Here is a 22,274-nt window from a genome sequence, read left to right as displayed (position 1 = left end):
GGTTGTGGCGAGGAGGGGAAGACTGTGCCTGCCAATGAATATAAGAATAGCTTAGTGGAAGCGAATCGTGAGGCAATCGAAGGCCATGTTCGCGAAATACTGCGTCTAATTGGTGAGGACGTAGATCGTGAAGGTTTAATTGACACACCGGCTCGAGTGACTCGGATGTATGAAGAGATTTTTGCAGGATACGATGTAGATTTCCGTGAAGTGCTAGGTGTTATGTTCGATGAGGATCATCATGAGCTTGTGATTGTAAAGGATATTACCTATTACAGTCAATGTGAGCATCATATGGCTCCTTTCTTCGGTAAAATTCATATCGGCTACCTACCAGATGGCAAGATTGCTGGACTCAGCAAATTCGCTCGATTAGTAGATGCTGTAACACGCAAGCTGCAAGTACAGGAACGTATTACATCACAGATTGCGGATATACTTGAAGAGGTTCTTAAACCAATCGGCGTAATGGTTGTTGTAGAGGGAGAGCATATGTGCATGTGCGCCCGTGGCGTTAAGAAGCCAGGCAGCAAAACGATTACTTCTGCCGTACGCGGAGGGTTCCGCGATCCAGCGCTTCGCGCAGAGTTCTTGTCCTTAATTAAAAATTAATCAGAAGCCGTTCCTAAATGGAGCGGCTTTACTTGTATATTTGCTGCAAAGAACATCCGTTTTATCTTGCGGGTGTTTCATCCATCCGTTATACTATAAGAAACAACGTTTCACTTGGTGAAACATTATGAAGGTGAATGAGGATGGATGATGGTAAATTAACGGTGCGAGCCGTGGAGCGGGCACTTGATATTTTGCTTTGTTTTACAAATTCACAGAAGCTCAGCTTAACCGAGATTGCAAGCAGAGTTGGTTTACATAAAAGCACGGTTCATCGTCTGCTTGCTTCCCTGGAGCATAAGGGATTCGTTCAGCGTGACAGCGCGACAGACAAGTATGGGCTAGGATTTAGCCTGTGGGAATTATCCATGCACTTATCGCAAGGAGATGATTTAGGCGTCATGCTGCTGCCTGAGATGGAGCGTCTGCGCGACCTTGTAGGCGAGACCGTCTCGCTCTATCTGCGCGACGGTATGGAGCGTGTGCGCATCCAGGCGGTGCAGAGCAACCAGGCGATCCGCAGGGTCGCACCTGTTGGAGCGAGACTGCCCCTCTACGTCGGGGCATCGAGCAAAGTGCTCACCGCCTACGCAGACGAGGCGGTGCAGGAGCAGGTGCTGCATGAAGCGGAGAGGTCGTATGGATACGACCGTGAAGCCTACATGCAGCAGCTGCAGGATATACGGACGAATGGCTATGCCACGTCCGTAGAAGAGCGTGAACCCGGCGCGGCGGCGATCGCCGTGCCTATAGTGGACCGCAGCGACAGATTGATCGCTGCGCTGGCGGTGTCAGGCCCAGCGAATCGCCTGACCTTGGAACTTATGCTCGAGCTGGTTCCGGCCATTACAGAATCTGCACGCCGTATGGGAATTATGCAGCGTTAGCTATAGAAGGCGATGAACTGGATTACGCATAATCAAAGCGTAGTCTAAGGTTCATCGCCTTCTATGCTGTGAAGTGTATTTGTAGCCGTCATTAAGGGCATGCTGAGTGTTTGAGGAGTGATGATGCATGACTAATGAGGCTAATGAAACTAAAGAGCGGAAGCAAACGATAATCGCCGTCTGGATTAGTCTGATCGCTAATATTGTTTTGACTGTGGCTAAGTTGTTTGTGGGGACTCTGTTTCAGTCGCAGGTTCTCATTGCTGACGGTATACATAATGCAGGTGATGTGATTGCGGTAGCCGTGGCGTATAGTACGATGCGGGTTTCTACGAAACCAGCTGATGAGGATCATCCTTATGGACATGGCAAGGCCGAAGTGCTTGGCGCCTTTATCGTCGCCATTATCCTTGGAATTGCTGCCTTCTATATGGGCTTTCATGCCATATCGGCATTTTTTGAGCCTGCCCCTAATGTACACTACATAGCGTTTATTGCAGCCTTTCTTTCTTTGGTTATCAAGCAGCTGCTCTATGTCTATTCGATGCGTGTCGGCAAGCGTATGAATTCCAAAGCTTTGATCGCTACTGCATATGATCATTTGGCAGATGTTTATGCCTCGATTGCAGCTTGTGTCGGTATCGGTTTAGGTTTATTAGGCAAATGGCTTCAATATCCGATTCTGCTATATGGAGACCCTGCTGCAGGGATTATCGTTTCGCTGCTCGTGCTTAAACTTGCTTGGGAAATGGGCAAGGAATCTTTCGATATTCTGATGGATAAGCTCGTACCAGCGGAGCAGATTGAAACGTTAATGGCGTTTATTAGCGCCAATCCTGCGGTGAAGCGGATTGATCGCTTGCGGGCTAGGGAGCAGGGGCATTACATACTTGTGGATTTGAGAGTTAGCGTAGTCGGTACATTAACGATTCAAGAAGGCCATGATATTATTCGTCAGCTACAGATTAGTATTATGAATTTGGATTCGAAAATTGGTGAAGTGCTCGTGCATTTAAATCCGTGGTATCCCGAACAAAAATGACCATGATATCAACCACAACTCCTTGCTTTACGCAGGGTATAACTATACAAACAATAATTTAGATGGAGGGAATAAGGATGAAAGTTCGAAGAATTATCGTTCTAACATTGATCATTCTGGTTGGCGGAGTGACTAGTGCTGTAGCAGATACACTTTGGGGTACGTATCGTGATTATGCGAAAGTTAGAGTGATAGTTAATGGTGAGGATAAGACGCCTATAAATTCGAATATTTCACCTATCAAAATGGATGGATCGACTATGTTACCAATCGATTTAGTGATAGATTCATTTGGTCCACTGATGCATTGGGACGCAACTAAACAAACTTTGGAGTTAAACAAGCCAGATGTTAGCTTAATGATTGCAAAGGAGTTTATCTCCAAAAAAGATGAAATTTTTTCTTTAAAATATCCATTTAGTGGAGTTAAAAAAGGGTCTGTAATTGATTTTGTCGTTCTAGTACAGGTAGAGAATTTGAAGGTAAATTGGACAAATGTTGAAGTTGCTTTGTATTCTCCAAATGATATAAAAATTGTCTATTTTAATACAGAGATGAAACCAGGTAAGGAGGAATCTTTCTACCTGCCAGTTGATATGAAGAATGTTTCATTCGAAGAGAGTGGAGACTATATAGTTAGAGTTTCGTTTAAGACGGTGGATAGCGATAAATACACAGTAGTTTCTCAAAAGAGAATTGTATCGAATTGACCGGATTTACCAAGGATTACGTACGAAACGCGTAGTTCGTGGTATATTAATGTTACAAGCTAGAAAACTGGGGGAACTAGGATGAACAATGTAAGAATCGGCATTATTGGAGTAGGAATAATCGGGAAAATGCATTTGGAGGAATATGCACAAATTCCAGGTGCCGAAGTGATTGCAGTGTGTGATATCAATGAATCTGAAGCGCGGAGAGCTGCCGAAAAATTCGGTATCCCGCATGTTTATTCTGATTTTAGAGAGCTACTTAAACGTGACGACCTGGATGTAGTTGATGTCTGCTTACATAATAATTTTCATGCGCCAGTTACGATTGCGGCACTGCAGTCTGGCAAGCATGTATATTGTGAGAAGCCAATAGCAGGCTCGTATCGAGATGGGCAAGCGATGGTAGAAGCTGCACGGGAAACAGGACGCATGCTGCATATTCAGCTAGCTACGCTCTACCAGACAGAGACGCTGATCGCGAAGGATTTAATTGACAGCGGCAAGCTTGGCAAGCTCTATCATGCGAGATCGAATGGGTTTCGCCGCCGCAATCGTCCTTATGTTGATGGATACGGAACACCCTTTTTTACGAATAAGCAGACAGCGGGTGGCGGAGCTTTATATGATATGGGAGTCTATCATATCTCGCAGATGCTGTATTTGCTAGGGTTACCTACACCCCTACGGATCTCTGGGCAAACCTATCAAGAAATGGATATGGACAAGGAGCGTCGCAAGCAAAGCGGCTTTGATGTGGAGGAGCTTGGACTGGGCTTTGTCAAGTTTGAAGGCGGGATTACGCTTGATATTATGGAAGCATGGGCGATTCATCTTGGAAGTATGGAAGGCAGCAGTATCGTAGGTTCTGAGGGCGGAATTCGATTGCCTATGTTCGTTAGCAATGAAGTGAAGACGCCTTTTAGCTTCCACAGTACGGTCAATGATCTGGATCTTGATAGTACATTTGATATGGATAGAATGCGGCTTCGCCGAGAAAGAATGTATCTGAATCATGATGCCTATCAATCCTCGCAAAAACATTTGATCGCTGCTATTCAGGGGCGTGTGCCGCTAATGCCAACAGCACAGCTCGCGCTGCAAACGATGTTAATCAGCGAAGGGATTTATATGTCAAGCAAGCTGGGACGCGAAGTGTCGGCTGAAGAAGTGATAGAGCAATCCCAATCTCTTTCATTACCAATGTAAATGCGATTACCCCGAGAGGAATGACTAGACATGACATCGCCTACGGTGACGGGAAGACCGAATTTTATCACTTTAAAAATATTTAATTTCGTTATTTATGGCGCAATGGCTATCTTCAATACGTTCTTTCCGCTCTATTTAAAACATATTGGAGTAAGTACGATTGCCGTTGGCTTTCTACTAGCCGGTGGACCGATGATTTCCGTTCTTGCCAACCCCATCTGGGGATATTATAGCGATCGGATGCAGAATATTAAGCGAACGCTTGTGATGATGCTGATCGCTAATCTGATTATTGCCCAAATTGTTTTTCAATTGCATAGCTATTTATGGATCTATGTGGTGATGGTTGGGTTTTATTTTTTTCAAACACCGATCTTCTCTCAGAGCAATAGCTTAATTCTGAACGTTATTGAGGGAACGACTGTAAAGTTTGGGGCGATCCGTTTATGGGCTTCGATCGGTTATTCGGTTACCGCTCTATTGATTGGCCCTTTGCTTCAAGCTGTTGGGATTGACTCGCTTGGACTTGTGTTTAGCACCTCTATCCTCCTGACATTAGCATTTACCATTAGCCTGCCTAGAGGAGAGAGCAGAGGGGATTTCTCGAACGCGGATTATAAACAAATATTCCATAATAAGCATTTTGTATGGTTTGTACTGCTAGGAATTCTTATTTCGGTACCCAATTCCATGAATGCTACATTCAACGGGATCTTCATTATGAGCATGGGTGGAAGCGAGAATCTGGTAGGCTGGTCCATATTTATTGCGTCCGTTCTGGAGGTGCCTGTATTCTTATTGCTTGACCGCTTCTTGAAGAGGACGAAAGGCGCAATGGTGATTGTCCTGATATTCAATTGTCTCCTGTACAGCCTTCGCTGGCTGCTCATGTCCCTGGCGCAGAGTCCAGTAGATGTGATTCTGATTCAAGGTTTGCATGGGCTCACATACGGTACGTACTTCTATGTGGGTACGCAGCTAACGTCGATGATGGTACCAAGAGAGTATCGCGCTTCAGGTCAGGCAGCATTCGCCCTTACTTGGGGAGGATTATCGGGATTTTTTGCAGGCATATTCGGCGGGATTATTTTTGAGAAGTTGGGTGCATCTCAAATGTATATGACGGGTGTGTTATTGACGCTGCTTGGTGCAGTCGGTTTCTATTTATTATGGATTAGCTTGCGTAGAGATTCAGCAAAGGAAATAAAGGCGAGTACGACTCATTAAGAGGAGATCCAATGAAGGTATGGGGAATCATTATCTTCTGCGTATGCATGGTATGGGGCACGGATACGATCGCATATGCAGAAGAGCAGGTTAAGATGGGTCAAGCTGTTCAAGGTGTGCTTCATTTGCCAGCTGCTTCTGAAGAAGCGGATGAACAGGTGGTCTACTTGAATGGAGAGTGGGAGTTATATTGGCAAGAGTTGCTTGAACCGACAGATTTAAGTCCGCAGAATAAAAGTGGTCATTCGCTAAGCTATATCCATGTTCCAAGTATATGGGGCAAAAATGAGTTGAATGGTAAGGAGCTGCCCAATCAAGGATATGCTACTTATCGATTAATTATTGATTGGCAAGCAGGGCAGCTGCCTACCAATCAGATGGCTCTTTATATGCCGAGTGTAGCGTCCGCCTATAAGCTCTGGATTAATGGTGAACTTAGAGCCTCGAATGGAATAGTGGGATCCAGTCTTGATGAGATGGAACCGAAGAACTACGCCAAAGTGGTTCCTTTTACAATCCAGGGGGATCGTCTTGAAATCGTCATTCAAGTTTCAAACTTTGTTCAGCGTAAAGGCGGTCTATGGGAAACGATCCGAATAGGAGCTCAGGAACAGATTACGCGAATACATGAGCAAAATATGGCGCGAGATTTCTTTATTTTTGGCGGTATGATGATGATGGGAATTTATCATTTGGTTCTATTCATGCTAAGGCGAAAAGATCGGTCAACGCTGTACTTTGGTCTTGTATGCTTACTGATTGGGACCAGATCGATGTTTGTAGGGGATGGGCTTCTGGTGCAGCTATTTCCACAAATCCCTTGGGAATTAGGAGTGAAGCTGGAATATTGGACCTCTGGCTGCGCGATCATGTTCCTCAGTTTCTTTGTATATTCCCTGTATCCAGGTGAAGCCAAGCGTCAGGTGTTATATATCTCTGCTGGTTTATGTCTTGTAAATACGCTTTACGTTATGCTTACCCCCGCTATTATCTATACACAGACGATGCTTGTCTCTCAAATCATTCTATTAACGCTGATCGGTTATTTGATTTATGTGTTCATCATAGCTGCGATTCGGAAAAGAGAAGGGGCCAATACGAATTGTTTCGTTATGCTCGTATTTTTCCTTTCTGTATTGAATGAAGTGTTATATTATAATCAAGTTCGCGTTCTGCCTATTGGAGAAACGATTTCGTTCGGACTTTACATTTACTTGTTTGGACAAGCTGTCATTTTATCGGTACGCTATTCAAGATCATTTAAGCAGTCAGAGCAATTAGCTTCGGAGCTTGCTAGTCTCAACACCTCGTTGGAAGAGAAAGTGAAGGATCGCACAGCTAAGCTTGAGAAAATGGATCTGTCCAGACGCATGTTGTTATCGAACATCACGCATGAGCTTAGAACGCCTCTTACCTCGATTTTGGGCTATATCAAAGGAATGCTTGACGGCATTATTCCTCTTAGTCCGACTTATGCGAATAATATTTATCAAAAAGGCCTGATGTTAAATCGAATCATTCAAGATTTATCTGAGCTGTCGCGACTTGAATCAGGTCAAGCTAAGTTTAATTATCGGAATATTCCAATCATTAATTACGTTGAGCAAATTTATGAGAAGTACGTATTTGACATGAAGGAGAATGAGTTAGAATTTGAGCTGGTAAAGCTGGTTCATGAGATTCCGGCGAATTGCCATCTTGTTTCATACATCGATGAAGTTCGAATTGAACAAGTGCTTTCTAATCTGCTGATGAATGCCAAGAAGTTTACGCCGAGCGGTGGATTAATTACCCTACTAATTGAGTATGAACCGCATGCTAAGCATGTCACGATTATCGTTAAAGATACGGGAATCGGGATATCAGAAGAGGATATGACGCAGATATTCGAGCGATTGTTCCGCAGCAGCGCAGCTCGTAAGAAGAATGTGATTGGAACGGGAATTGGACTTGTTATCGCGAAGGAAATCGTTGAATTGCATGGTGGAACGATTGCATGTAAGAGCGTCGAGGGGATGGGGAGTACGTTTTATTTTACATTACCTGTTCGTTTGGTCTCAAATTTAGAAAAGAGTGGTGATTCATGAATGTCAGAAGGCACAATTCTTGTTGTTGAAGATGATCGTGAAATCGGTGAAATCATTGTCCTTTATTTGGAGAAGAGTGGGTTTAAAGTGATTATCGCTGCAGATGGAGAACAAGCCATTCGATTATTTGCAGAAGAGCAGCCAGATTTATTATTGCTCGATGTGATGCTGCCGGATATGAGCGGTATTGAAATATGCAAGGAAGTTCGGAAGCAATCGGATGTGCCTATCATTTACTTGAGCTGCAAGCAAGATGCGGAAGATATTATCGAAGCGCTGCAAGAAGGCGGGGATGATTATTTGACGAAGCCCTTCAATCCAGCTGTACTTGCAACGCAAGTAAAGGACAAGCTTCTGCGGATGAAAGGTAAATATGTATCGCAGGATGATCGATATACGCTGAAGTGCAATAAGATTGAAGTTAATTTACTATCTTATGATACCTATGTTGATGGACGTTTAGTCCAACTGCTCGATCGGGAGGTTCAGCTGCTCATTTACTTTATGCAGCATCCAGACCGTATCTGCAGCATTGATGAGCTACGTCAGCAAATCTGGGGTCACGATTCCCTTAGTGGCGAAGCAGCCGTTATCGTCCAAATCAGCAACCTCCGCAAAAAAATCGAATCTGATCCCTCGCAGCCGAAGTACATTGTCACCGTACGGGGAGAAGGATACAAGTTTCGAGGCTAGAGTAATCGTACAAGCGAACTATTAGCCGTGCCATATAAATATCAAAAAAAGGTTGAGCAGCTGCTCAACCTTTTATCTTGTATACTGATCGATTATGCCATGATTTGACGCAATACCGTTTGCAAGATACCACCGTTGTGGTAGTAGTCAACGTCTACCATGGAATCTAGGCGAACAATCGCATCGAACGCAAAGGATGATCCGTCCTCACGAGTTGCTGTTACCTTAACCGTTTGACTTGGTGTTACATCATTGCTTAATCCTTCGATATCGAACGTTTCTGTACCAACGATACCAAGTGATTTCCATGAATCACCGTTTGCGAATTGAAGCGGCAATACACCCATTCCAACAAGGTTGGAGCGATGAATACGCTCGAAGCTTTCAGCGATAACCGCTTTGACGCCAAGTAGGAAAGTACCTTTGGCAGCCCAGTCACGTGAGGAGCCAGTACCGTATTCTTTACCAGCGATTACAACTAGTGATGTGCCGTTATCTTGATACTTCATAGAAGCATCGTAGATGGACATTACTTCGCCAGTTGGAAGGTAAGTAGTTACGCCGCCTTCAGTTCCTGGAGCAACTGCGTTACGGATACGAATGTTTGCGAACGTACCACGCATCATGACTTCATGGTTACCACGGCGTGAACCGTAGGAGTTGAAGTCTTTACGCTCAACACCATTGTCAGTCAAATAAGTGCCGCCAGGGCTGTTAGGTGAGATGTTACCAGCTGGTGAGATGTGGTCAGTTGTTACAGAGTCGCCCATTAGAGCAAGTGCGCGTGCGCCACGGATGTCAGCGATATCGTTAAGCACTGTGCCAAGATCCGTAAAGAATGGAGGCTCTTGAATGTAAGTGGACTTCGTATCCCACTCATAAAGTTCGCCTTCAGGTACATCAATTGCGTTCCAACGAGCGTTCGCACGGAATACATCTTTATATTTATCACGGAAAATGTCTGCATTCATCGCAGTTGCCATTGCTTCCTGAATTTCTGCATTTGTAGGCCAGATATCTTTGAGATATACAGGATTGCCGTTCTTGTCAGTACCGATAGCATCATTGGCAAGATCGATGTTCACTGTACCTGCAAGTGCATAAGCAACAACAAGTGGCGGTGAAGCTAGATAGTTCGCTTTCACTTGAGCATGAACGCGGCCTTCGAAGTTACGGTTACCTGATAGCACTGCTGCAACTGTCATATCGTTGTCACTGATCGCTTTGGATACTTCATCTGGAAGCGGACCAGAGTTACCGATACATGTTGCGCAGCCATAACCTGCAACGTGGAAGCCAATCGCTTCAAGTGGCTTGATTAATCCTGCATTGTGCAAGTATTCAGATACAACAAGGGAGCCTGGTGTAAGTGAGCTTTTCACGTATGCTGGTTTCGTTAATCCTAGTTCTACAGCTTTCTTCGCAACAATACCTGCACCGATCATAACGCTCGGATTGGATGTGTTGGTACAAGAAGTGATCGCTGCAATAACCACTGCACCTGCGCTCATTTCAGCAGTTGTGCCATCCGCATATGGAACGGTTACTTTCTCAGCAATTTTCTCTTCTGTTAAGCCATAGCCACCTTGGTCGATTGGCTTGCGGATGATGGAATTAAAGGATTCCTTCATGTTCGTCAGCTCAACACGGTCTTGCGGACGCTTCGGACCTGCAAGTGATGGTACAACTGTAGACATGTCCAGCTCAATAAGGTCTGTAAATACTGGATCTGGCGTTGCATCCGTACGGAACATACCTTGAGCTTTATAGTAAGCTTCAACAAGCGCGATTTGATCTTCGGTACGGCCTGTGGAGCGTAGGTAATTCAATGTTTCGTTATCAACTGGGAAGAAGCCGACAGTTGCACCGTATTCTGGAGCCATGTTAGCTACAGTTGCACGGTCAGCAAGTGAAATGTTGCTTAGACCAGGTCCGTAGAATTCTACGAATTTACCTACAACGCCTTTTTTACGAAGCATTTGGGTAACAGTCAGTGCAAGGTCAGTTGCTGTTGCGCCTTCTGGAAGCTGACCAACTAATTTAAATCCGATTACATCAGGAGTTACGAAATATAGAGGCTGACCTAACATACCAGCTTCAGCTTCGATACCGCCAACGCCCCAACCAACAACGCCAAGACCGTTGATCATGGTTGTATGGGAGTCTGTACCCACAAGGGAGTCAGGATATACTTCAGTGTCGCCATCTACAACTTTCGTTGCTGCTACGGATGCCAAGTACTCCAAGTTTACTTGGTGAACGATACCTGTTGCAGGAGGCACGGCACGGAAGTTATCGAATGCTGTTTGAGCCCAGCGCAAGAAACGGTAACGTTCTTCGTTGCGCTCGAATTCTACGTTCATGTTGTACTCAAGTGCTTCAGGAGTACCGAATGCGTCAACCATTACGGAGTGGTCGATTACGAGGTCAACAGGAACAAGCGGATTAATCGTTTTTGGATCTCCGCCAGCGCGAGCAACAGTTGCACGCATCGCTGCCAAGTCAACAACTACAGGTACGCCTGTGAAATCTTGAAGAACGATACGAGCTGGGATAAAAGGAATTTCCTTGTTGTTATCACGGCTGTTCGCCCAACCTGCGATTTGTTTAACATGCTCAGCTGTAATTGCTCTGCCATCGAATTGACGAATAGCAGCTTCAAGTAGAACTTTAATGGAGAAAGGTAAGTTTGAGATTGTACCATTGCCAGCTTCTTCAAAGCTTTGAAGGCTGTAGTAATAGTACGGCTTGTTTCCTACACTTAACTCTTTGCGTACGGAGTACTGGTCTTTCTTCGTCATAATCATGCCTCCTTGAGATCTTAAGCTTGTTGCAAAATCTTCTGTAATTTCATCTAATGAAACCCAATTTCATAATTTTGCTCTTCCTTTAGTATAACTTCTGTACATTCACTCGTAAAGATGATTTTCAATCATTTTTAGCCACTTTTACACATATATCGAAAACAAAGTGGATGTAACTTGTGAAGCAGCTTTTGCGTGCAAAATTAGATAGATGATTTTGACAAAATAGTCGAGGAGGTCTAATGATGTCGTGGAAAAATACCTTATATGACTATGTATTGAATAAGAATGAATCGTCAGTGGAATGTACAGCAATGGATCTTCCTTTATTTATAGCGGATGAAAGCTATATCGCAAGAGAGCAGGCTAGAAGATTGGGTGAAGCGGCAATTTCCAGAGAGCGTTCACTGCGTCCAAATAATGGAGAAACCAAGCTTCGAATTCATGATGTTCGATCCATTCGAGATAGTGTAACAGTAGAGGTTAGCATGTATCAGGTTAAGCAATATATGCAATCAAGAGCTGACTATTCGGAGGAGAAACTGGAACGTGAACGAATTTCGTTCCGCTTTTTTGATGGACGTTGGCGGATTACAGCAATAGAGCATATAAATACAGAACAGAGTCTTAAGCAGCCAATGCCGCTTGAGCGCCAATCATCGCCTTCGCTTCCATTTTTCAATTATAGTATACTGAAAAAAGTAAATGAATCGCCGCATAGGCAACAGCAGCTTTATAATCGTTCAAGAGTCGTTGAATATGCGGATCGGTGGTGGAATTCATATAACCCCGCTTATTGGGAATTTGAAGTAGACTGTACGAACTTTGCTTCACAATGCATCTTTGCAGGCAGTGCGCCGATGATCTATACTGGAAAAAGAGGTCTAGGATGGTGGTACGTCGGAATGGAGCATCAGCAGGAGCTGTGGAGTTTTTCCTGGGCGGTTGCCAATGCTCTGAAGAATTATTCGATCAGCAGCACCAGTGGATTTCGCGGGTATTTAGTCGACTCTCCGCAGCAACTGGAATTAGGCGATATGATCGCATATGACTGGGACGGCGATGGGCGTTATCAGCACAATGCTATTGTTACGATGAAGGACGACAACGGCATGCCGCTGATGAATGCGCATACGAATAACAGCAAACATCGCTATTGGTCCTATCGGGATTCATATGCATGGACACCTAATACACGCTACGCGTTTATTCATATTAATGATGAAATGACTATGCCATAGCAACTAACAGAATATAGCTAGGTAGAATATTTACCTGATCAGGAGGATATAAGAAATGGCTTCTAAGATTCGAGTAGGACTTGTATATGGCGGAAAATCAGGGGAGCATGATGTTTCCTTACAAACAGCATTTGCAGTTATCCAAGCATTAGACTTTAGCAAATACGAGATTAAACCTATTTATATTACGCAAAATGGAGAATGGAGAAATGGACAGAAGCTTATAGCTCCTCTAGAGCATAAAGAAGCGCTAGTTTTTGAAGCAACTCCAAGCAATATGAACAGTTCAACTGCGCTAATGCCGATTTTTCAAGGTTTACAACAATCGACAGAAGAGAAAGCTTATATCTCATCTGATAATAATGACCAGGTTGATGTTGTGTTCCCTTTGCTTCATGGAACGAATGGTGAGGATGGCACGATTCAAGGCTTGCTTGAAATGGCGAACATACCTTATGTTGGAGCAGGTGTGCTTGCATCGGCTGTAGGAATGGATAAAGTGATGATGAAGAAAATTTTTGCAGACGCAGGCCTTCCTCAATGCGTATATCGGTACTTCACACGCTCGCAGTGGATGAAGGATCAACATCACCATTTAATGGAAATCGAAGTGTCGGTGGGTTACCCATGCTTTGTTAAACCTGCTAACCTTGGATCATCAGTAGGTGTATCCAAAGCAAGGAATCGTGATGAATTAATACAAGCTGTTGAATTTGCGCTAAAATATGATCGTAAGGTCATTGTCGAAGAATTCATCAATGCACGTGAGATTGAGGTTGCTGTACTTGGCAATGATGATCCGGAAGCTTCGATTGCAGGTGAAATTGTACCTTCCAATGAATTTTATGATTATAAGGCCAAATATGTAGATGGGAAATCGGTTGTGGTGATTCCAGCTGAAATTTCCGATGAAGTCATGCAGGAAGTACGAGAAATGGCGGTTCGGGCATTTCAATCGATTGATGGCACTGGCTTGTCTCGTGTCGATTTCTTCATTCGCAAGGAAGATCAGGCGATTATGATTAATGAAATTAATACAATGCCTGGATTTACGCCTATTTCGATGTATCCAATGTTATGGAGAGAAACAGGCAAGCCTTACCGTGAATTGCTTGATGATCTCATTCGTTTAGCTTTAGAAAGACATGCGGATAAGCAGAACATTCAATATACAGCAGATTAATTTACGTACTGTTTACGTGCTGCTGCCAGATAGAGAGACCGTTCCAACCTGTATGGTTGGATGCGGTCTTTTTGTTTATTCTTCTTGTTTGCAAACCTGTCACAGATTCATTTATGGACAATTTAAAGCTCTGTCTTTATAGGGTTTTACTTGGTATCATTACATTAGATTCATAACGTACGAGGAGGGATAAGAGGATTGCAGGATACATTGAAAATCGGCATGATCGGCCTTGATACCTCACATTGCACAGCCTTTGCAGAATTATTGCATCAGCCTGAGCATCCTTATCATGTACAAGGTGGCAGAATTACTGTTGCTTACGCAGGCGGATCGCCAGAGATTCCTTTGAGTTGGTCGCGTGTTGAAGGATTTACTGAAAGCTTACGTAGCAATTATAACGTACATATTGTTAATTCCGTTGCTGAGGTGGCTGAACAAGCAGATGCGCTAATGATTGAGTCGATGGACGGGGCCGTTCATAAAGGGCTATTTGAAGAGATAGCATCCTATGGGAAACCTGTTTTTATCGACAAGCCACTTGCGCTGAGTTCACGGGAAGCGAATCAAATTCATGAGCTTTCGATTCGTTATCATACACCTATTATGAGCAGCTCTTCATTACGCTTCTCAGGGGCATTGTCGGAAGCGCTTCAATCCTTGGATGGAGATGCCATAAACGGTGCTGATTGTTACGGCCCGATGGCGCTCGAACCATCCCAACCTGGTCTATTCTGGTACGGCATCCACACGGTTGAGATGCTTTATGCCATCCTAGGGAAAGGATGTCGCAGCGTAACATCCACTGTGAATGCGGATTACGATCTAATTGTGGGAGAATGGGCTGATGGACGTCTCGGAACTATACGTGGCAAGCGGATTGGTAATGGTAGTTTCGGTGCAATCATTCATGGCGAAATAGGAAATCGCCTTGCGGATATAAGCGCATATCCGAAGCCGTTCTATGCCAGTTTGCTTGAGCAGATTATTCAATTCTTCCGCACAGGTGAATGTGAATTGGATTTTACGGAGACGGTTGAAATTATTCGATTTATTGAAGCAGCAAATGAAAGCAGACGTACAGGTCAACGAGTGGTTATCTAATTTATGGGAGGGGATCTTATCATGCTGCAAGTTTTGGTCATTGGAGCGGGAACGATGGGGACTGTTCACGCTGAAGCTTATGGAACGATGGAGCATATTGCAATTGCAGGAATCGTTGATAAGGATTTAAGCCGAGCACAGACATTGGCAAGTAAGCTTAACACACAGGCATTCGCCAGTTATGAGGATGCCATTAAAGCAGTACATGTGGATGTTGTGGACGTTTGTTTACCGACTTATTTACATAAGGAATATGTGCTGCAAGCAGCGGATGCAGGCAAACATGTTATTTGTGAAAAACCGCTTGCTCGCAATCTAGCGGATGCACGTGAAATGATCGAGGGCTGCCGAGCCAAAGGAGTTAAGCTTTTTGTAGGCCATGTCATTCGGTTCTTCCCTGAATATCGGGAGGCTAAAGCACTTCTTGATCAGGGTGGCATCGGGAAGACGGCTGTAACCCGAATGTCTCGAGTAGGTCCATTTCCGCGCGGATGGGAGAATTGGTATGCCGATTATTCCAAGAGCGGTGGCTTGCTGCTGGATTTGATCATTCATGACTTTGATTATCTTCGGTGGTGTTATGGTGAGGTAGAGCGTGTCTATGCCAAAGGCTTGGTCGGTAGAGCAGGCAAAGAGGACTCCCTGGATTATGCGTTAGTTACGCTTCGATTTGCAAGTGGCGTTATCGCACATGTGGAAGGAAGCTGGGCGCATGAGACATTCTCGATGAAATTCGAGTTAGCGGGTACTTCGGGGATTATCGATTACGACAGTGGAAGAGATAATTCGATCGTCGCTTCACGCAGGTCAAGCAATGGCGGTAAACAAGGAGTTGCGGTACCTGAGAGCCCGCTAGCGGAAAATCCATATGCGAGGGAGCTCGCTCATTTCTTAGCTTGCATCGAGCGAGATGAACAACCAATTGTAACGGCTGAAGACGCTTATGAAGCGGTGCGTATTGCACTTGCTGCGATTCAAAGCGTAGAGACGGGACAGCCTGTACAATTAAGCGAGCTTAAGCCAGCAAAGGAGGAGCTATGATGAAAATTGGCATAATCAGCTTTGCCCATATGCATGCTTATTCTTATGCATTATCGATTGGTGCTTTGGATGATGTAGAGTTAGTCGGTATTTACGATGATGATGCTGACCGTGGCCAAACATTTGCAGAAAAGCTCGGCACTGATTTCTATCCAAGCCTTGATGAATTTTTGGCGCAAGAGATGCATGCGGTCGTTGTTACCTCAGAAAATAGCAAGCATCATGACTATGTAATAGCTGCTGCCAAGGCTGGCAAGCACATACTTTGCGAGAAGCCGCTTGCTCCGAAACTTGTGGATGCAGAGGCGATGATCCAATGCTGCAAGGAGAATGGCGTTCTTCTGCAAACAGCTTTCCCGGTTCGCTTTAATCCTTCCATTATGCGAGCGAAGCAATTAATTGAACAAGGCAAGGTTGGACGCATTCTAGCGATTAAAGGGACGAATCGAGGACAAAATCCAGGGGGATGGTTTATTGAGCCTGAGCTATCTGGAGGCGGTGCTGTCATTGACCATACGGTTCATGTCGTTGATATTATGCGGTGGTATATGGGGGCAGAGGTGACGGAAGTATTTGCTGAAGTCGATCATCTTGTATCCGAGAAACCAATTGACGATTGCGGGATTTTGTCGCTTGAATTCGATAATGGTGTATTCGCAACGCTGGACTGCAGCTGGACACGCAATAAAACGTTCCCGACGTGGGGAGACGTTACGCTTGAAATCATTGGCACGGAAGGGACTTTAACAATCGACGTTTTTAATCAGAAATTGAATGTGTTCAGCAATGAGAATGGATACAGATGGAATTTCTGGGGGGACGATATGGATAAAGGGTTAATTGCGGATTTTGTTGCTTCTGTGAGAGAAGGGAAAAGTCAGGCATCTGTAACTGGTGAAGATGGCATGCGCGCAGTTGAAGTTGCGCTAGCTGCTTATGAAGCCTCGAGGCTTCATAAGCCTGTTACGCTTCGTTAAGTGAAAAGCAGGCACTATTATAAAAAAATCATTAAATAGAATGAACGTCAGGTTAGCGCATGAAGCAGTGTTCGCTAACCTGACGTTCATTTGTTGTTAGCGAATACTTGATAATTGGATAGAATTCAGGTACTTTGGAAGAAAGGGTTTGCTTAGAATGAAGGGAGTAATAATAGATGGCAGGATTAATGAATGGTAAGAATGTACTTGTAATGGGTGTTGCGAATGATCGCAGTATTGCTTGGGCAATTGCGCAGTCCCTTGCAGCTCAAGGTGCAAAGCTAGCTTTTACATATGAGAACGAGCGTGTGAAGGAGCGCGTACAGAAGCTTGCTTCAACACTTCCAGATTCTATCGTATTGCAATGCAACGTTACGGTGGATGAAGAGATTGACGCTTTGGCGGACAAGCTTAAAGAAGAATTCGGTGTACTTCATGGTGTTGTGCATGCGATCGCTTTTGCGAAAGGCGAAGACTTGCAAGGCATGTATGTTGATACATCCCGTGATGGCTATGCTCTTGCACAGGATATTTCCGCTTACTCGCTTGTTGCAGTATCCAAGCGTATGTACCCGTTAATGACAGAAGGCGGCTCCATCATGACAATGACTTATCTTGGCGCAGAACGTGCAATGAAGAACTATAATGTCATGGGTGTAGCTAAAGCTGCTCTAGAGGCAAGCGTTCGTTACCTTGCTGCTGATTTGGGTCAATTCAACGTTCGTGTAAACGGGCTATCGGCTGGTCCAATTCGTACGCTTGCAGCTAAGGGAATCGGTGATTTCAACTCGATCCTGCGTGCTGTAGAAGAGAAAGCACCTCTACGCCGTACTACAGATGTTGCTGAGGTAGGGGATGCAGGCATGTTCTTGCTAAGTGACCTGTCTCGTGGAATTACAGGTGAAGTTCTGTATGTAGATGGTGGATTTAATATTGTAGGTGTATAAGCAATATTAGATAGATTATCACATTCAATTGAATAAATGGACGAACAAGAACCGCAGCCTGCTATTGAAGAAGGTTGCGGTTTTTTGCCTTTAAAAGTTGTATAGCTCACACCTAATTAACCCGAATTAATGAGTCCGCTTATACATATTCTATCTAAGTGGGCTGTATTTGCAGCCAATAATGGGGTAAATTGTATGTTAGGAAATTCCCGGGACTCCCTAGTAAAGGGAGAGTTTATTCAATATACTTATAGTGATTGAAAGATAATTTAAATCAAAGAAAGAGTTGATATAGATGAACGGATCAAGTATTCCATACATAGTTGGAAGCAAGAGTTTTACAGCAGTTGCCGTCAACACTGCATCCAAGGCTGGGGAATGGGTGAAATCCAGGCTTGGTGCTATTCAGAACGTCAATCTTAAAACCTCAACAAGCGATTTAGTTACAGAAGTAGATAAGGGTACGGAGACATTAATTCGCAATTTGATTAAAACTCATTTTCCGACGCATGCCATTCTGGGTGAAGAAGGTGTAGGAGCAGGCAGTACCGCATCGGCTAAGGCACTTCAAGAGATGATTCAGGAAGAATATTTATGGATTATCGATCCGATCGATGGTACAACGAACTTTGTGCATGGATTTCCGTTCTTTTGCGTATCGATAGCGCTCGCACATCGGGGAGAAGTTATTGTTGGGGTTGTCTATGACCCGATGCTCGATGAAATGTTCGTTGCCGAGAAAGGCAAAGGCGCCTATGTCAAGGGACATACAACTCATGTATCTGGAGAAAAGGAACTGTCACATGCTCTTGTAGCAACTGGGTTCCCTGTTGATCATACGGTTAACTTACCGCGTAATATGGCAGAAATCAGCCAGCTCGTAGCAAAGGTGCGTAATATCCGCTCAGGTGGTTCGGCAGCATTGCATTTAGCTTATGTGGCAGCAGGCAGACTAAGCGGCTTCTGGGAGCACGGATTAAGCGCATGGGATATCGCCGCAGGCAGCTTGCTTGTTCAGGAGTCGGGCGGGGTAGTGACAGACACGGAAGGGAAGCCATTCACTTTAGCGGTACGTAATGTGATAGCGACAAACGGCCATATTCATAAGGCGATGATAAGCGAACTCACAGAGGCAAATGCAGCGGGGTAATAAATACCTCGTAATTGATGTTAGATAATGAATAGATCAATACCCTTTACATGAAGCTGCGATTAGCGGAAGCTTTGCGTGAAGGGTATTTATTTTAACTTGTTCGTTGAGAGATATACAATTGACAGAACATTTCGTATACAGGTAGTATACAAGTATATACTGGAGGGGAGTGTCGGGCATGAAAAGAATGGCTCGAATAGGGATTTGGCTAGATCTACTTGCTGCAGAAAAACGTTGGAAATATGGTATGAATGTTTTCGAGCTTTATATAGAAGAAATACTTGGGCATGGGGGGATTCCTTTCACACGGCTTAATACTCGTGCTGAATTGGAAGAGTACAGACCTGATATTTTGCTAGTAGCATTGTGTGAAGAGGATGATGCCTCACTCGATATGCTTACAGAATATGTCCATAAGGGTGGCATCTTAATTTCGTATGCGGGTCTTAATCGCATGGCCTCAAAGCTGAATTGCCGGGAAATACGAGGTCCTGAAGTAGGCTATACCGAGCTACCTAAGTTGTATGACTCGCTAACCAAGCAGCCCCTACGGTCACTTCAGCACAAGCCTTGGATTCCGATTCAGCAAACAGAACTGCCTGATGCTTCCGGAATAATTTATCAGAACACGCCACAAGGCGTCCAAGTGGCTTCTGCACTTCTGGAATTTTCATTGGGCGAGGGAAGGCTGATTCGCTGGAATGTTAACATTCCATATACGATTGTTGGACTCCAACAGGGTACGATCCCAATTGTTGAAGATGGGCTTCCGGCTGCTGATGGCACGGGTTCAGTGGATGATGGCATACTGAAAGCAGATGATCGCATCGAACTTGATTGGGAAGTGGATCGCCTGCAAACCAATACAGGCATGCTTTATTTTGCATATCCGTATGCAGATTTATGGCGAGAGGTATTAATCTCGCAGGTATTGCACACAGCGAAAGGTCTAGGCTTGTCTATTCCAATTCTCGATTACTGGCCTGAGAATGTTGAGCAAGTCGTCCTGATTTCACATGACAGCGATTTTAATCTGGATGAATCTGCAGAGATAACATTAGATCTATTAAAGGAATACGATGTGCGTGCTACCTGGTGCATAATTGAGCCAGGCTACTCTCCTCGTTTACATGATCGAATTCAAGCAGACGGTCATGAGCTAGCTTTTCATTTTAACGCAATGGGGAAAGAGAATGGTGCATGGGAGCAAGCAGATTTTGAAAGGCAGCTAGCGTATATTAGGACGACTACCGAAGCGCAGATCATTTCGAATAAAAACCATTATACCCGTTATGAAGGCTGGGATGATTTGTTCGAATGGTGTGAAACGAATGGGATTATGGCGGATCAAACCCGCGGTCCGAGCAAAAAAGGCAACGTTGGCTTTCTATTTGGAACATGTCATCCTTATTATCCGATTGCTTGGGCAGATAAACGGAATCGAATGTACTCCGTGCTCGAGGTTGGCTTTTTGACACCGGATTTGGACCACCCGATTTTAGCTGATACGAGTGTAATCGTACCATTCCTGGAGCAGGTTCAGCGTGTTCGTGGAGTTGCCCATTTCTTGTTTCATCCTCTGCATATTTTGAAACAAGCTACGGTAAATGCCGCTTTAAGAGAAGTGATACGGGAGTCACAAGCAAGAGGATTCGCGTTCTGGACAACGGAGCAAATCATTCTATGGGAGCAATCGCGTCGCAATATGACGTGGAAGGTGACAAGTGAAGACGCTGCCGTACCGGAGAATGTCCCACAGGGTGCTGTTGTTTGGATTCCGATTTCCGATGATGAAACATCAATTGAAGGTGCTGTGGAGATGCGCTTTGGTTTGCGATGCAAACGAATGATGATCGATTAGTTCTCTAAAGAAGCTGATAGGAGCGGTATCCATTGTTGCGTAGAGTAAATGATTTTCAAGAACGATATGAGAAATGCCTAAATGAATTAAGGGATGAAATCGTAAGCTGCGAAATACAGCCAGGTGAATTCATTTTATCTGAGAATACATTAAGCAGAAAATACGAAATAAGCAGAGTTTCCCTTCGAAAAGCATTGGCACAGCTTGTTGATGAAGGACTGATTGAGAAAATTCCAGGCAAAGGCAATCGTGTTAAGCTGCCGAGCGAAGAACAGGCAGTCACATTAGAGCTGGCTTGGTTCTCGAACTCGTATGAAATCGATATCGTCCGCAAAATTATTCATAAATTCGAAAAGAAATATCCTTTTGTAAAAGTAAAACTTACCCTGCTTCCAGGGGATGGATATACGAATTCGTTGATTCAATTAATCGAACAAAGTCGCGGACCTGATGTTTTTATGGTATCGGATTGGCATTTTCGTCAGTTTAAGGATGCGGGCAAAACCAATTTATTCGCTAATTACATCCCGTCACATTTAAACGCTCAGGATACGAGCTATCCGCAGGCGTTTGAATTATTTACGTTAGAGGGCAGAACGCGTGTGGCGCCTTTTCTTATCTCTCCTGTTGTTATTTGTTATAACAAAGCTATTTTTGAGGAAAATGGAATTTCGGATAACACGCCTCTGGATCATTGGGATGATTTACTGGAGGTCGCGAAGCGCTGTACACGAGATCTAAATGGCGATGGGACAATTGACCAGTATGGATTCTGCTTCTCCTCATCCTATAACCGTTGGACTGCTTTTTTGCTGCAAAATCTCGGACAAATCATGGAGCCTGATCGAAGTCGCAGCACGATGTCCAATCAAGCCACTATTGAAGCTTTGGAATATTGTGTGTCTTTAATGTATAAGGATCGGGTATCTCCTATTTATTCTCATGGAAGCAACTTCTTGGCCGAAGGGCTATTCATGAAGCAAAGAGTAGCGATGATTCTAACGACTTATTATTTCATGAACGAATTCCGCAATCATTCAATTTCGTGGGATGTTCTGCCTGTTCCAGGCGGTAAAACGAGAGCTACGCTATTGCTCGGCGGCGGACTCGCTTTGAATCGAGACAGCGCCAAACACAAGCTGGCTCAGAAGTTGATCGATTTCATGACAGATACGGAAGCTCAAACATTACTTAAACAATACGGTTGTACGATCCCAGCATTGAAGTCCGTTGCTGAGGATGACAGCCTACTTGACCCATCCATTCATCCCGAGCATTATCATCGTTTCTTGGAGGTTCTGCCCTATGCCAAGCCATTAAGCCATCTACATCTGACTGAATCTGAAGTTGAACAGCTGTATGATGAATTAACCTTGTTATGGGCGAATATGGAGAGCCCAGAGGATGCATGTCAACGGATTGAACAGATCTTTAATGAACAGTTGAATAAGAAAGCGAAGGCATAAGAAAGTGAAGACATAAGAAAGGCTTTC

At 44.3% G+C, this 22,274-nt stretch carries 18 protein-coding genes; 17 read left to right on the top strand and 1 reads right to left on the bottom strand.

All coding sequences use genetic code 11. From position 1 onward, the window contains the following. Positions 1–24: 24 nt before the first annotated feature. The 8 genes from folE to E0485_RS09390 all read left to right on the top strand — a co-directional run bounded on the left by folE (position 25) and on the right by E0485_RS09390 (position 8,470). A complete protein-coding gene (gene folE, locus E0485_RS09425; protein WP_132417782.1) occupies positions 25–612 on the top strand; it encodes a GTP cyclohydrolase I FolE in 588 nt (195 codons plus the stop codon). 143 nt (positions 613–755) lie between these two features. After that, positions 756–1,499: an IclR family transcriptional regulator gene (locus tag E0485_RS09420; RefSeq protein ID WP_132417781.1), complete on the top strand. Its 744-nt coding sequence runs from the start codon at positions 756–758 to the stop codon at positions 1,497–1,499. 127 nt (positions 1,500–1,626) lie between these two features. Further along, complete coding sequence (locus E0485_RS09415) at positions 1,627–2,541, top strand: cation diffusion facilitator family transporter (RefSeq protein WP_132417780.1); 915 nt, start codon at positions 1,627–1,629, stop codon at positions 2,539–2,541. A 77-nt stretch (positions 2,542–2,618) separates the two neighbouring features. Continuing rightward, positions 2,619–3,251, top strand: coding sequence for a stalk domain-containing protein (locus tag E0485_RS09410; protein WP_132417779.1), 633 nt, complete (start codon positions 2,619–2,621; stop codon positions 3,249–3,251). 81 nt (positions 3,252–3,332) lie between these two features. Beyond that, positions 3,333–4,460 carry a Gfo/Idh/MocA family protein gene (locus E0485_RS09405; protein ID WP_132417778.1) on the top strand — a complete coding sequence of 376 codons (1,128 nt, stop codon included), beginning with the start codon at positions 3,333–3,335 and terminating at the stop codon, positions 4,458–4,460. A 30-nt stretch (positions 4,461–4,490) separates the two neighbouring features. Further along, the gene (locus tag E0485_RS09400) at positions 4,491–5,690 is read left to right on the top strand and encodes an MFS transporter (RefSeq protein ID WP_132417777.1); all 1,200 of its coding nucleotides are present in this window, start codon (positions 4,491–4,493) and stop codon (positions 5,688–5,690) included. Between the two features lie 11 nt (positions 5,691–5,701). Then, on the top strand, positions 5,702–7,777 hold the full coding sequence (locus E0485_RS09395) for a sensor histidine kinase (RefSeq protein ID WP_132417776.1): 2,076 nt from the start codon (positions 5,702–5,704) through the stop codon (positions 7,775–7,777). Next, complete coding sequence (locus E0485_RS09390; protein ID WP_132417775.1) at positions 7,778–8,470, top strand: response regulator transcription factor; 693 nt, start codon at positions 7,778–7,780, stop codon at positions 8,468–8,470. It abuts the gene before it with no gap. Positions 8,471–8,562: 92 nt separating this feature from the next. Here E0485_RS09390 and acnA read toward each other — a convergent pair whose 3' ends face one another. After that, on the bottom strand, positions 8,563–11,271 hold the full coding sequence (gene acnA / locus E0485_RS09385) for an aconitate hydratase AcnA (RefSeq protein ID WP_132417774.1): 2,709 nt from the start codon (positions 11,269–11,271) through the stop codon (positions 8,563–8,565). Between the two features lie 245 nt (positions 11,272–11,516). Here acnA and E0485_RS09380 point away from each other — a divergent pair, with 245 nt between their 5' ends. The 9 genes from E0485_RS09380 to E0485_RS09340 all read left to right on the top strand — a co-directional run bounded on the left by E0485_RS09380 (position 11,517) and on the right by E0485_RS09340 (position 22,247). Continuing rightward, positions 11,517–12,515 carry an amidase domain-containing protein gene (locus tag E0485_RS09380; RefSeq protein ID WP_132417773.1) on the top strand — a complete coding sequence of 333 codons (999 nt, stop codon included), beginning with the start codon at positions 11,517–11,519 and terminating at the stop codon, positions 12,513–12,515. A gap of 55 nt (positions 12,516–12,570) precedes the next feature. Then, positions 12,571–13,698, top strand: coding sequence for a D-alanine--D-alanine ligase (locus E0485_RS09375; protein WP_132417772.1), 1,128 nt, complete (start codon positions 12,571–12,573; stop codon positions 13,696–13,698). A gap of 198 nt (positions 13,699–13,896) precedes the next feature. Then, a complete protein-coding gene (locus E0485_RS09370; protein WP_235857508.1) occupies positions 13,897–14,802 on the top strand; it encodes a Gfo/Idh/MocA family protein in 906 nt (301 codons plus the stop codon). 21 nt (positions 14,803–14,823) lie between these two features. Continuing rightward, entirely contained in the window at positions 14,824–15,843 is a 1,020-nt protein-coding gene (locus tag E0485_RS09365) for a Gfo/Idh/MocA family protein (RefSeq protein ID WP_132417771.1), read from the top strand. Then, positions 15,843–16,820: a Gfo/Idh/MocA family protein gene (locus tag E0485_RS09360; protein WP_132417936.1), complete on the top strand. Its 978-nt coding sequence runs from the start codon at positions 15,843–15,845 to the stop codon at positions 16,818–16,820. Before E0485_RS09365 ends, E0485_RS09360 begins: the two co-directional genes overlap by 1 nt. 176 nt (positions 16,821–16,996) lie before the next feature. Then, positions 16,997–17,767 (top strand): enoyl-ACP reductase FabI, encoded by a 771-nt coding sequence (fabI, locus tag E0485_RS09355; RefSeq protein ID WP_132417770.1) that lies wholly within the window; start codon positions 16,997–16,999, stop codon positions 17,765–17,767. A 295-nt stretch (positions 17,768–18,062) separates the two neighbouring features. Beyond that, positions 18,063–18,917, top strand: a complete 855-nt coding sequence (locus E0485_RS09350) for an inositol monophosphatase family protein (RefSeq protein WP_132417769.1) — start codon at positions 18,063–18,065, stop codon at positions 18,915–18,917. 181 nt (positions 18,918–19,098) lie between these two features. After that, complete coding sequence (locus E0485_RS09345) at positions 19,099–20,781, top strand: polysaccharide deacetylase family protein (RefSeq protein ID WP_132417768.1); 1,683 nt, start codon at positions 19,099–19,101, stop codon at positions 20,779–20,781. Between the two features lie 32 nt (positions 20,782–20,813). Further along, entirely contained in the window at positions 20,814–22,247 is a 1,434-nt protein-coding gene (locus tag E0485_RS09340) for an extracellular solute-binding protein (protein WP_132417767.1), read from the top strand. The last annotated feature ends 27 nt before the right edge of the window (positions 22,248–22,274 follow it).

Origin of the sequence: Paenibacillus albiflavus (assembly GCF_004344915.1) — a bacterium.
Classification (GTDB): domain Bacteria; phylum Bacillota; class Bacilli; order Paenibacillales; family NBRC-103111; genus Paenibacillus_AM; species Paenibacillus_AM albiflavus.
The sequence above is the reverse complement of the archived record's forward strand: the minus strand, read 5'-3'. Positions and strand labels throughout refer to the sequence as shown.